Consider the following 12,274-nt stretch of genomic DNA (forward strand, 5'->3'; position numbering starts at 1 on the left):
GTTTTAACGAGGCATAGCCTTGGCCCGTCATAAAAGCTTGCCGTTTCCCATGGCGTTCAGATAGCGGAAACGGCAAGCGCGCCTAAAAAGACTATCCGCGGGGCGTGGACGACGATAGCTGAATACGTTCCAGCGGCCCGACGATAAACAGATACGAAATTAACCCCACCAGCCCCATCGAACCGACATAGAGAATGGCGTAATCGAACGATTGCGTTGACGACAGAATAAAACCGATAACGAGCGGCGTAATAATGCTGGCGAGATTGCCGCACATGTTAAAGACGCCGCCGGCGATACCGAGCGTCTCTTTGGGCGAGGTGTCGCTCAGCACGCACCATCCCAGATTGCCGAATCCTTTAGAGAAAAAAGCCAGGCTCATGGCGGCCACCACCACGACTTCCGATTGAGTGTAATTGGCGGCGACGATGGTGCACGACAGCAGCATGCCGCAGATAATCGGCAGTTTGCGCGCGATAGTCAGGCTGTAGCCGCGCCGTAGCAGATAGTCGGAGAACGCGCCGCCGCTCAATCCGCCGATAAAACCGGCGATGGCGGGAATAGACGCGATAAAGCCCACTTTCAGAATGGACATGCCTTTTGCCTGATACAGGTAGGTTGGAAACCAGGTCAAAAAGAACCATGTGATGGACGTGACGCAAAACTGACCGATATAAACGCCGATCATCATGCGATTAATGCACACCGTTTTAAATTGAGCCAAACTGATTTTTTCTTTTTTCTTGCTGGCGCCGAGATGCGGTTCGCCGCCGCCGGACTGAATATAGTCAATTTCCGCCTGATTAATCTTTTTATGACGGAAAGGGTCCTGAACATAAATAAACCATAATCCGCCCAGCGCCACGCCAATCGCGCCGATATAATAAAAGACATAATGCCAGCTTAAATTGTGCAGAATAATCGTCATTAACGGGGTGATAATTCCCAGGGAAATATATTGTGCGGCCTGATATACGGAAGTGACGAAGCCGCGCTCCTTATTCGGGAACCACTGTACGCTCAGCCGGCTGTTGGCGGGAAAGGCGGGCGCCTCTATCGCTCCCATAAGTAAACGCAGTATAATCAATACCACCAGCGGCGAAGCGAAAAGATAAATCGTCCCCTGAAACATGGTGACGATTGACCAGGCGATTAAGGCGCAGCCGTAGACGATGCGCGAACCAAAGCGGTCGAGCAGCCAGCCGCCGGGAATTTGCATGATAACGTAGGAAATACCGAATACCGAAAACGCCAGCCCCATCATTTCGGGATTAAAGCCCAATTCTTTACTCATAATAGGCGCAACCACAGAAAGTGTTGCTCTATCGGCGTAATTAAATACGGTGGCTAAAAAAAGGAATAATAAAATAACGTAGCGGACATTGGTCCGTTTTATGGCAGTGTTCATGGTAAACAACTCCTGTTAAATAGGGTTGTATTTCGTTATGTCGTAGGGATACGGAGCGTCACGGCCAATACGTTGCGTATCGGCCGTGGTAGCGATGTTATTTAAATTCGCACGTCAGGGTGGTCCATTTACGCGCCTGCTCGCTGATGGTGAAGCCCAGCCCGAGACGGTCGGAAACCCACATCCGTCCGTCGCGCAACGCCAGCTGTTCATTAAAGAGCGGGTTCAGCCATTCGAAATGTTCCAGCCAGGGTTCGATGGGGTAGGCGGCGGCAAGATGCAGATGCACCTCCATCGCGAAGTGCGGCGCCAGCTTGCGCCCATGTTTGGCAGCCAGATCCATGATTTTCAGGAACGGCGAAATGCCGCCGACGCGGGGAGCGTCCGGCTGTACGAAGTCGCTGGCATTACCGAGAATCAGCTGCTCATGCTCGCGGAAACTGGTCAACATTTCGCCGGTGGCGATAGGCGTATCAAGCGCGGCGGCCAGCGCGGCATGCCCTTCCACGTCGTAGGCGTCCAGCGGCTCTTCAATCCACACCAGATTGAACGCCTCCATTTTTCTTCCCATACGAATCGCGGTTTCGCGATCCCACTGCTGGTTGGCATCCACCATTAACGGGAAGTCGTCGCCCAATTCTTTACGTACCGCGGTAAGGCGACGAATGTCTTCCGCCGTATTCGGCTGGCCGACTTTGATTTTAATGCCGCCGATTCCGTTTTCACGCGAGATAGCGACATTTTTTAATACCTGATCCAACGGTGTGTGCAGGAAGCCGCCGGAGGTGTTGTAGCACTGTACGGAATCACGGTGTGCTCCCAGCAACTTGGCCAGCGGCAGCCCGGCGCGTTTGGCCTTCATATCCCACAGGGCGATATCGAGCGGCGAAATCGCCTGAACGGCCATGCCGCTGCGGCCGACGGATGCGCCCGCCCACAGCAGTTTGGTGTAGATCTTGTCGATGTCGTTAGGATCTTCTCCCAGCAGATTATCCGCGATTTCTTTGGCGTGGGCATAGATCCCCTGGCCGCCCGCCCGTTTCGAGTAGCTGAAACCGACGCCCTCAAAACCGTCGCGGCTGCGGATTTCTGCGAAAATAATGGCGACTTCGGTCAACGGCTTCTGGCGCCCGGTGAGGACCTTGGCGTCGCTGACGGGCGTAGCGAGCGGTAAAAAAGCCAGCGAAAGTTTGACTGATTCAATACGGTCGCCGGAATCGGCCGCGGTGCGGGCATCGGCGACTTTGGCGTAGCTTACGGCATCTGAATTGGCATGGGCGCTCATGGGCATTCTCCTGGTTAAATGATTGCGCTAACATTTGTAAATTACATTTTCTCTGAAGGCTATTTCCCAGCAATGGATTTGTAAAATAGATCACATTTTGCGCAAAATGGCGTTATTTTTTGTTATTCCCGTCGCGGAATATTGTCTTTTTATGCAATTTAAAAATTATAAATGTTAACGCAATCATTTGGATAAGTGCCTGATGCGACATGTGCAATCGCCCAGCAGAAATAGCAATGCCGCGGGTAAAAAAGCGCAAATGCGCAGGGATAACCAATGGCGCCGCAAACGTCAGCAACGCAACTAGAAAACCGGTTTACTATCAATGATAATGAGGTTCGTCCAAGCCCGACCTTCTATGAGGAAATGTGTCATTGAAAAGCGATAAACGCGCCAGTGGTAATCAGCCGCGCAACCCTACGCTTGAAGATGTGGCCAGAGCGGCTGGCCTGTCGCCAATGACGGTAAGCCGGGCGTTGAATAATCCCGCTATCGTGCGCGCCTCGACCGTCGCCCGGGTGATGGAGGCGGTGCGCATTACCGGCTATATCCCGAATATGCTGGCCGGCGGGCTGGCTTCGCGGCGCAGTAGGCTGATCGCCGTCGTGGTGCCGCAAATCAATAATAATATGTTCGTGGACACGGTTCAGGCGATTAGCGATGAACTGGCCGGGCGCGGTTATCATATGCTGCTGTGCGTTGTGGGATATACGCATGATTCCGAAGCCGATATCGTTTCCACCATCCTGTCGCGCCGCCCCGACGGCATCGTGCTGACCGGCATCCACCATGCGCCGGAACTGCGCAAAATCATTCTTAACGCCAATATTCCGGTGGTGGAAATCTGGGATTTAACCCCGACGCCGCTGGACATGCTGGTGGGGTTTTCCCATGAGAATATCGGTAAGGCCACCGGCCGGTATCTGTTACAGAAAGGCCATACGCGTTTTGCCCTGATTTGGACCGCGGACCGCAGGGCGGAGCAGCGTAAGAAAGGCGTCTATGATGTGGTGCAGCGACAGCCGGGCTGCCATGCGCGCGAGGTTATCGTGCCGCTTCCTGCGACGCTGGCGCTGGGGCGACGCGGTTTGAGCATGTTGCTGGAGGAGGACGCACCGTTTGATGCGGTGATTTGCAGCTCCGATACGCTGGCTCAGGGCGCCATTATGGAAGCGGCGGCGCGGGGGCTGACGGTGCCGAAAGATATCGCGGTGATGGGGTTCGGCGATCTGGCCTTCGCGGCGCATAACATCCCGCCGATCACCACCGTGGGCGTGGACCGCTGGAGAGTAGGCAAAGACGCGGCCACCATGCTGGCCGATAAAATCGAAGGCAAAAGCGTGGATACCCCGGTGGTGGATATCGGTTTTACGCTGATGGAACGCGAATCCGCATAATGCCTGACGGCCGTGCGCGGCGGTAGCGCGCACGTTTGCGTCGCGGCGGCTAAACCCGCTCAAATACCGTGGCGATCCCCTGGCCCAGCCCGATGCACATCGCCGCCACGCCAAATTGCACGTCGCGGCTTTCCATCAGATTGATCAGCGTGGTGGAAATTCGAGCGCCGGAACAGCCCAGCGGGTGACCGAGCGCGATGGCTCCGCCGTTGAGATTGACCTTTTCATCCAACTGCTCCATCAGCCCCAGATCTTTTATGCAGGGCAGGGTTTGCGCCGCGAAGGCCTCATTGAGCTCAAACAGGCCGATATCGTCAAGGCGCAGTCCGGCGCGTTTCAGGGCCAGCGTGGTCGCCGGCACCGGGCCGTATCCCATAATGGACGGTTCGCAACCGACCACCGCCATCGCCCGGATGCGCGCCCGCGGCGTTAATCCCAATGAGGCGGCGCGCGATTCGCTCATGATTAACATCGCCGCCGCGCCGTCGGAAAGGGCGGAAGAGCTGCCGGCGGTGACGGTGCCGTTGAGCGGATCAAAAGCCGGCTTGAGTTCCGCCAGGCCGGCGACGCTGGTTTCCGGCCGAATAACCTCGTCATGGTCAAAGCGGTGTAAAACGCCGTCGGCGTCATGGCCGGACGTCGGGACGATCTCCTTGCGGAAAGCGCCAGACGTTGTGGCGCTGGCGGCGCGCTGATGAGAGCGGGCGGCAAACCGGTCCTGCATCTCCCGGCTGATATTGTGTATGCGCGCCAGCATTTCGGCGGTCAGTCCCATCATGGCGGCGGCTTTGGCGACGGTGCGGCCGAGTCCGGGATGGAAGTCCACGCCGTGGTTCATGGGAACGTGCCCCATATGTTCAACGCCGCCAATCAGGCAGACGTGGGCGTCGCCGACCATAATGGCGCGGGCCGCATCATGCAGCGCCTGCATGGAGGAGCCGCATAGCCGGTTAACGGTGGTCGCCGGAACGGTCACCGGGATTTCCGCCAGAAGCGCGGCGTTGCGGGCCACGTTGAAGCCTTGCTCCAGCGTTTGCTGCACGCAGCCCCAGTAAATATCGTCTATCTCATCCGCTTCCAGCGCCGGGTTTCTGCCAAGCAGGCTGCGCATTAAATGCGCGGATAGCTCTTCGGCCCGCACCTGGCGGAATGCGCCGCCTTTGGAACGGCCCATCGGCGTGCGCACGGCGTCAACAATCACTACGTTTTCCATCTTCTCTGACCTCATGCCGGTTGCCCTTGGGAAACGTCCGCGTGCGGCGCGACGGGGGGATAATAACTTTCGTTGCGGCCGGCTTTCTGTTGCAGCCCGTCAGGAACCTGATAAATGGGACCGAGATGCGCCAGTTGCCGCGCCGTCGCCGCGTAACGGGCGCTGCCCTGGGTGTCCAGATAGCGGCAGGCGCCGCCGCGGAAGGGCGGGAAGCCGAGCCCGTACACCAATGCCATATCCGCCTCCGCCGGGCTATCGATAATGCCTTCCTCCAGGCAGCGGGCCACCTCGTTAATCATCGGGATCATCAGGCGGGCGATAATCTCCTCGGCGCTAAACGCTTTTCGTGGCCGGCTGATTTCCGCCAGCAGGCCGTCAACGCGTTCATCCTGCTCTTTGCGCGGCTTTCCTTTGCCGTCCGTCTGGTAGCGATAGAAACCCAGCCCGTTTTTCTGACCGAAACGCTGGTTGTCGAACAGCACGTCGATGGCGTCCCGGTAGTACTTGCCCATGCGCTGCGGGAATCCTTCGGACATCACCGCCTGCGCGTGGTGGGCGGTATCGATGCCCACCACGTCCAGCAGGTACGCCGGCCCCATCGGCCAGCCAAACTGTTTCTCCATCACGCTATCCACGTCGCAAAAATCCGCGCCGTCGCGCACCAGCAGGTTAAACGCGCAAAAATAGGGAAACAGCACCCGGTTAACGAAGAAGCCGGGGCAGTCATTGACCACAATCGGCGTTTTCCCCATTTTGCCGGCGTAGGCCACCACGCGGGCGATGGTGGTTTCGGCCGTCTGCGGGCCGCGGATAATTTCCACCAGCGGCATGCGATGCACCGGGTTAAAAAAGTGCATGCCGCAAAAGTTTTGCGGCCGTTTTAAGGCGGCGGCCAGTTGGGCAATGGGAATGGTTGAGGTGTTGGAAGCCAGCACGGCGTGCGGGCCGACGTGAGCTTCGGTTTCCGCCAGCACCTCGGCCTTCACCCGCGGGTTTTCAACCACGGCCTCGACCACCATATCGAGGCGCTCAAAACCGGCGTAGTCCAGCGTCGGATGAATATTGGCCAGTATCCCCGCCATTTTTATACCGTCCAGCCTGCCGCGCTCCAGCTGCTTGTTCAGCAGTTTCGCCGCTTCGTTCATTCCCTGGGTAAGCGGCTTCTCATGGATATCTTTCAGGCGGATGGGCGTGCCTTTGTACGCCGACTGATAGGCAATGCCGCCGCCCATAATGCCCGCGCCCAGCACGGCGGCCTGCGCCGGCGGCGATAGCTCGCCGACGCGCTTTTTCGCCTTGCCTTTTACATACTGATCGTTAAGGAAAAGGCCAACCAGCGCGCGAGCGGAATCGGTGCGGGTCAAGGGAATAAAGTTTTGCGTTTCCAACTGCAACGCCGCATTGCGCGGCATGGCGGCGGCGGCCTCAATGGTTTTGACCGCGGTCATCGGCGCCGGGTAATGTTTGCCCGCGGTTTGCAGCACCATGGCTTTGGCGGTGGCGAAACACATGGCGGCCTCGATGTTATTGAGCTTCAGCGCTTCCAGCTTGGGGCGCCGCGCCGCCCGCCAGTCAAGCTCGCCGGCGATGGCCTGCCGCAACATCTGCGCGGCGGCGGCGAGTAATTTTTCATTGGCGACCACCGCATCCACCAGGCCCGCTTTTAATGCTTCGGCCGCGCCGATATCTTTGCCCGCGGCGATAATTTCCAGCGCGCTATCCGCTCCCAGCAAGCGCGGCAGGCGCACCGTTCCGCCAAAACCCGGCATAATGCCCAGTTTGGTTTCCGGCAGGCCGATGCGGATATCGGCGGCGGCAAGGCGGAAATCGGTGGCCAATACGCATTCGCAACCGCCGCCCAACGCATACCCGTTAACGGCGGAAAGCGTGGGGACGGGCAGGTCTTCCAGGCGGCTGAAAATGCCGTTGGCAAAGTCCAGCCACTGGTGAAGTTTGTCTGCCGGCGCCGCAAACAACGAGAGGAACTCGGTGATATCGGCGCCGACGATAAAGGCGGGCTTATCCGAGCGTAATAGCAGCCCTCGCAATTGTTTCTGTTCCGCCAGTATATCCAACGCCTTACCCAGGCTGGTCACCGTCCGGGTATCCAGTTTGTTGACGGAGCCGGGCGCCGCAAAGACCAGCTCCGCAATGCCGTCTTCAAGCCAGTCGAGGTAGAGGGTTTCGCCTTGATAGAGCATGGTGATCTCCGCATTCAGGGGGGGGATCTGGTACGACCAGATGATTGAATTGTGGTTATAATGTTAAATTTTTGCAAACAAGGGATTGTTTTTTTGCCGGGGAGATCACAAAGCAGCCGACACTGCCGTTGCATTACGGCTGTGTTAAAATGGATGGATAATGCAGTGACAAACAGGGATACCCATGGAAAAGCTGGCTTCTTTATATCACCATCATCTGGTTACGTTGCAGCAGCGGGCGCAGGCGGTGCTGGCGCGCCATCAGCTTGACGCCTTGCTGATTCACTCCGGCGAGCTGCTGACGGTATTCCTGGACGATCACGACTACCCATTCAAGGTCAATCCGCAGTTTAAAGCCTGGGTTCCGGTGACCCAGGTGCCGAATTGCTGGTTATGGATCGACGGCGTCAATGCGCCGAAACTGTGGTTTTACTCCCCGGTGGATTACTGGCATAACGTCGCGCCGGTTCCGGAAAGTTTCTGGACGGACGAAGTAGACATTACGGTTCTGCGCAACGCCGATGATATCGGTTCGCTGCTTCCGTCGGCGCGCCGGCGGGTCGCCTACCTCGGTTACGCTCCGCAGCGCGCCCTGAACCTGGGGATTGACGCCGCCAATATTAACCCGCAGGGCGTGCTGGACTACCTGCACTACTATCGCGCCTATAAAACGGACTATGAACTGGCCTGCATGCGCGAAGCCCAGAAAACCGCGGTCGTCGGGCACCGCGCCGCGCACGAGGCTTTTCTGTCCGGCATGAGCGAGTTCGATATCAATCTGGCTTATCTGACGGCCACCGGCCACCGGGATACCGACGTGCCCTACGGCAATATCGTGGCGCTGAATGAGCATGCCGCGGTACTGCATTACACCCAGTTGGATCATCTGGCGCCGTCGGAAGCGCGCAGTTTCCTGATCGATGCGGGCGCGGAATATAATGGCTATGCGGCCGACCTTACCCGCACTTACTCCGCGCAGAGCGATAATGCATTTGCCACGCTGGTGAAAGATTTGAATCAGGAACACCTGAGCCTTATCGACACTATTCGCAGCGGAGTACGCTATACCGATTACCATATTCAGATGCATCAGCGCGTTGCCAGGTTGTTGACGTCACATCGCCTGATTCAGGGGATCAGCGAAGAGGCGATGGTGGAAAAAGGGCTGACCGCGCCGTTCCTGCCGCACGGCCTGGGGCACACTCTGGGATTGCAGGTGCATGACGTGGCGGGCTTTATGCAGGACGACCGCGGCACCCACCTGGCCGCGCCCGCGCAGCATCCCTATCTGCGCTACACCCGGATACTGGAACCCGGCATGGTTGTGACTATCGAACCGGGTATTTATTTTATCGACTCTCTGCTGGCGCCGTGGCGCGAGGGCGAATTCAGCCGGCATTTCGACTGGCAGAGGATTGATGCGCTGAAACCCTTTGGCGGCATCCGCATCGAAGATAATATCGTTATCCATGAAAAACGGGTGGAGAACATGACCCGCGATCTGAATCTATCCTGATGCAGGCCTATCCCGTACCGGCGGCGCCGGTCAGCATAAGTGAGGAAATCAAGAAAAGCCGTTTTATCACTTTGCTGGCGCCGACCGACGGCGTGGACGCCGCGAAAAATTTTGTGCAGCAGGTGAGGGCGCAGCATCCCGCGGCCAGGCATCACTGCTGGGCGTATGTCGCCGGGGCGCCGGACGATTCCCAACAGCTTGGATTTTCCGATGACGGCGAACCTTCCGGCACCGCCGGCAAGCCGATGCTGGCGCAGTTGCTGGGGAGCGGCATCGGGGAGATTAGCGCCGTCGTGGTGCGTTACTACGGCGGGATCCAGTTGGGGACCGGCGGGCTGGTGAAAGCCTATGGCGGCGGCGTCCAGCAGGCGCTGAAGGTAGTATCGCTGCGGGAGAAAGTTTTACAGAAAGAATATGGCTTGCGCTGCGACTATGCGTTATTACCTCAGGTTGAATCACTGCTATATCAGCTCGGTGGGCGGATATTGCACGGTGATTATGGTGCGGAAGTGACATTGCGTCTGTCTATTCCCGTCAGGGGAGTAGAGGAAGCGGCGGAGAGGTTGCGTGATATCAGCCGCGGCTCGTTGCATTTATTGCCGCTTTCACAATAATCCCAGCGCTGGTTTATGAATCATTAAGGAATTTTCTGCAATGCAGTTGCGTGCCATAACCCGTATTGTCGGCCTGCTGGTTATCCTGTTCTCCGGGACCATGTTTATTCCCGGCCTGGTGGCCTTGATCTATCGAGACGGCGCAGGACGGGCTTTCACCCAGACCTTTCTGGTCGCCCTGGCGATCGGCATCGCGCTGTGGCTGCCGAACAGAAAGCAGAAGCATGAGTTGAAATCGCGCGAAGGATTTCTGATCGTCGTATTGTTCTGGACGGTGCTGGGCAGCGTGGGAGCGCTTCCTTTTCTGTTTGCGGAGCATCCTAATCTCGGCGTGACCGATGCGTTTTTCGAGTCCTTCTCCGGGTTGACCACCACCGGCGCAACCACGCTGGTCGGGCTGGACTCGCTGCCGAAGGCGATTCTTTTTTATCGGCAAATGCTGCAGTGGTTCGGCGGTATGGGGATCATTGTGCTGGCCGTTGCCATCCTGCCGATATTGGGCGTCGGCGGTATGCAGCTCTATCGCGCTGAAATGCCGGGACCGCTGAAAGATAACAAAATGCGCCCGCGGATTGCCGATACCGCCAAAACGCTATGGCTGATCTATCTGCTGCTCACCGTCGCCTGTGCCGTATCGCTGTGGCTGGCGGGGATGCCGATTTTCGACGCCATCGGCCACAGCTTCTCAACGGTATCGGTAGGCGGTTTTTCTACCCACGACGCCAGTATCGGCTATTTTAACAACCCGATGATTAACAGCATCGTCGCGGTGTTTTTGTTGATTTCCGGCTGTAACTTTGGCCTGCACTTTGCGGTGTTGAGCGGACGCAGCCTCAAGGTTTACTGGCGCGATCCCGAATTCCGCATGTTTATTTTTGTACAGATATCGCTGGTTGCGGTATGCACCCTTGTTTTGTGGTTCCATAATGTCTACGCCAGCGGTATGCAAACGCTGAATCAGGCCTTTTTTCAGGTGGTGTCGATGGCGACCACGGCGGGGTTTACCACCGATAGCATCGCCTCCTGGCCGCTTTTTTTACCCGTATTGCTCCTGTGTTCCGCCTTTGTCGGCGGGTGTGCGGGATCGACCGGCGGCGGTTTGAAAGTCATCCGTATTCTGCTGCTTTTTCTGCAGGGTTCGCGTGAGCTGAAACGTCTGGTTCATCCCAATGCGGTATACACCATAAAATTGGGCCATCGCGCGCTGCCGGAGCGGATATTAGAGGCCGTTTGGGGCTTCTTTTCCGCCTATGCGCTGGTCTTTATCGTCAGTATGCTGGCGGTGATTGCGACGGGCGTGGATGATTTCTCCGCTTTTGCCGCCGTTGCCGCCACGCTGAATAATCTGGGACCTGGGCTGGGGGTGGTGGCGGATAATTTCACTTCAATGAATGATGCGGCAAAGTGGATATTGATTCTGACCATGCTGTTCGGACGTTTGGAGGTGTTTACTCTTTTAGTCTTGTTTACGCCGACTTTCTGGCGAGAATAAAACAGACAAAGGAATAGCGTAATGAAAGCTTTGATATTGTTTTCCAGTACGGATGGGCAGACAAGAGAGATAGCCTCTTATATTGCCAACACGCTTAAAGGGACGCTGGCGTGCGATGTCGTCAGCTTATTAAGTAAGCATGATATCGACGTAACCAAATACGATGCGATCCTGATCGGCGCTTCGGTGCGCTATGGGCGTTTTAATCCGGCGGTAAACCAGTTTATTCGGCGGCACCTGACGCGTTTACAGCAATTGCCCAGCGCTTTCTTCTCGGTCAATCTTACGGCGCGCAAACCAGAAAAACGCACGTTACAAACCAACGCCTATACGCGTAAATTTTTGCTAAGTTCGCCGTGGCGGCCGGACTTATGCGGCGTGTTCGCCGGCGCGCTGCGCTATCCGCGCTATCGGTGGATTGACCGGGTGATGATTCAGTTGATTATGCGTATGACCGGCGGTGAAACGGATAGCAGTAAAGAGGTTGAATACACCGACTGGGATCAGGTCGCGCGTTTCGCCCATGAGTTTGGGCAGATGGCGCGGAAAAAAAACGCATAGTGCGCTCTTTTTCCGCGCGTTGCCGAAAAAAAACGCACTCAGTCACTTTTTTGCATTTAGCCCTTGTAAGCCGGCGAGAACTCCCTATAATGCGCCTCCACTGACAGGGCAACGGCGGCAACGCGGTTGTGATGACAGTAGGAAGCCAGGCAATAATCACTTGACTTCACAGCGGAATTGCATAACATATGCGGCCCGCGCCACGGCGTAACGTGGCACTGCTCTTTAACAATTTAATCAGACAATCTGTGTGGGCACTCACAAGACAATATCCGCAAACGATATAAAAAGTCTTGAAGAGTGACTGACAGTAAATTCATTACGAATAAACAGTTATAAATTCTTTGAGCACAGCTATTAACGTAGCGAATCAAACAAATCTTAAATTGAAGAGTTTGATCATGGCTCAGATTGAACGCTGGCGGCAGGCCTAACACATGCAAGTCGAGCGGTAGCACAAAGGAGCTTGCTCCTTGGGTGACGAGCGGCGGACGGGTGAGTAATGTCTGGGAAACTGCCTGATGGAGGGGGATAACTACTGGAAACGGTAGCTAATACCGCATAACCTCGCGAGAGCAAAGTGGGGG

Annotated in this window: 9 protein-coding genes and 1 rRNA gene; 6 read left to right on the forward strand and 4 right to left on the reverse strand. The window is 56.6% G+C overall.

What is annotated here, in order from left to right:
* Positions 1-91: 91 nt before the first annotated feature.
* Together MFP24_RS18665 and MFP24_RS18670 are read right to left on the reverse strand one after the other, a co-directional pair.
* On the reverse strand, positions 92-1,408 hold the full coding sequence (locus MFP24_RS18665; protein ID WP_249231776.1) for an MFS transporter: 1,317 nt from the start codon (positions 1,406-1,408) through the stop codon (positions 92-94).
* Positions 1,409-1,505: 97 nt separating this feature from the next.
* Complete coding sequence (locus MFP24_RS18670; protein WP_249231777.1) at positions 1,506-2,693, reverse strand: L-talarate/galactarate dehydratase; 1,188 nt, start codon at positions 2,691-2,693, stop codon at positions 1,506-1,508.
* A 374-nt stretch (positions 2,694-3,067) separates the two neighbouring features.
* Between MFP24_RS18670 and MFP24_RS18675 the strand changes: the two genes are divergently transcribed.
* Positions 3,068-4,090 carry a LacI family DNA-binding transcriptional regulator gene (locus MFP24_RS18675; RefSeq protein WP_249231778.1) on the forward strand — a complete coding sequence of 341 codons (1,023 nt, stop codon included), beginning with the start codon at positions 3,068-3,070 and terminating at the stop codon, positions 4,088-4,090.
* Between the two features lie 49 nt (positions 4,091-4,139).
* Here the strand turns inward: MFP24_RS18675 and fadA are convergent, their stop codons facing one another.
* Both fadA and fadB read right to left on the reverse strand, forming a co-directional pair.
* Entirely contained in the window at positions 4,140-5,303 is a 1,164-nt protein-coding gene (gene fadA, locus MFP24_RS18680) for an acetyl-CoA C-acyltransferase FadA (RefSeq protein ID WP_249231779.1), read from the reverse strand.
* Between the two features lie 11 nt (positions 5,304-5,314).
* Positions 5,315-7,504, reverse strand: coding sequence for a fatty acid oxidation complex subunit alpha FadB (fadB, locus tag MFP24_RS18685; RefSeq protein WP_249231780.1), 2,190 nt, complete (start codon positions 7,502-7,504; stop codon positions 5,315-5,317).
* A gap of 184 nt (positions 7,505-7,688) precedes the next feature.
* On the opposite strand from fadB, the gene pepQ reads away from it, so the two are divergent.
* The 5 genes from pepQ to MFP24_RS18710 form a co-directional block, all read left to right on the forward strand.
* On the forward strand, positions 7,689-9,020 hold the full coding sequence (pepQ, locus tag MFP24_RS18690) for a Xaa-Pro dipeptidase (protein ID WP_249231781.1): 1,332 nt from the start codon (positions 7,689-7,691) through the stop codon (positions 9,018-9,020).
* On the forward strand, positions 9,020-9,634 hold the full coding sequence (locus MFP24_RS18695) for an IMPACT family protein (protein ID WP_249231782.1): 615 nt from the start codon (positions 9,020-9,022) through the stop codon (positions 9,632-9,634). Before pepQ ends, MFP24_RS18695 begins: the two co-directional genes overlap by 1 nt.
* 40 nt (positions 9,635-9,674) lie before the next feature.
* A complete protein-coding gene (gene trkH / locus MFP24_RS18700) occupies positions 9,675-11,126 on the forward strand; it encodes a Trk system potassium transporter TrkH (RefSeq protein ID WP_249231783.1) in 1,452 nt (483 codons plus the stop codon).
* A 21-nt stretch (positions 11,127-11,147) separates the two neighbouring features.
* Entirely contained in the window at positions 11,148-11,687 is a 540-nt protein-coding gene (gene hemG / locus MFP24_RS18705; protein WP_249231784.1) for a menaquinone-dependent protoporphyrinogen IX dehydrogenase, read from the forward strand.
* A gap of 383 nt (positions 11,688-12,070) precedes the next feature.
* Positions 12,071-12,274, forward strand: a 16S ribosomal RNA gene (locus tag MFP24_RS18710); the annotation flags it as partial.

The organism is Brenneria tiliae (assembly GCF_023347575.1).
Taxonomy (GTDB): Bacteria; Pseudomonadota; Gammaproteobacteria; order Enterobacterales; family Enterobacteriaceae; genus Brenneria; species Brenneria corticis.

Excerpts from the sequence above, each read along its gene's own strand:
- trkH (WP_249231783.1), top strand. The coding sequence starts at position 9,675 with ATGCAGTTGCGTGCCATAACCCGTATTGTCGGCCTGCTGGTTATCCTG.
- hemG (WP_249231784.1), top strand. The coding sequence starts at position 11,148 with ATGAAAGCTTTGATATTGTTTTCCAGTACGGATGGGCAGACAAGAGAG.
- MFP24_RS18665 (WP_249231776.1), bottom strand. The coding sequence starts at position 1,408 with ATGAACACTGCCATAAAACGGACCAATGTCCGCTACGTTATTTTATTA.
- pepQ (WP_249231781.1), top strand. The coding sequence starts at position 7,689 with ATGGAAAAGCTGGCTTCTTTATATCACCATCATCTGGTTACGTTGCAG.
- fadB (WP_249231780.1), bottom strand. The coding sequence starts at position 7,504 with ATGCTCTATCAAGGCGAAACCCTCTACCTCGACTGGCTTGAAGACGGC.
- MFP24_RS18695 (WP_249231782.1), top strand. The coding sequence starts at position 9,020 with ATGCAGGCCTATCCCGTACCGGCGGCGCCGGTCAGCATAAGTGAGGAA.
- MFP24_RS18670 (WP_249231777.1), bottom strand. The coding sequence starts at position 2,693 with ATGAGCGCCCATGCCAATTCAGATGCCGTAAGCTACGCCAAAGTCGCC.
- fadA (WP_249231779.1), bottom strand. The coding sequence starts at position 5,303 with ATGGAAAACGTAGTGATTGTTGACGCCGTGCGCACGCCGATGGGCCGT.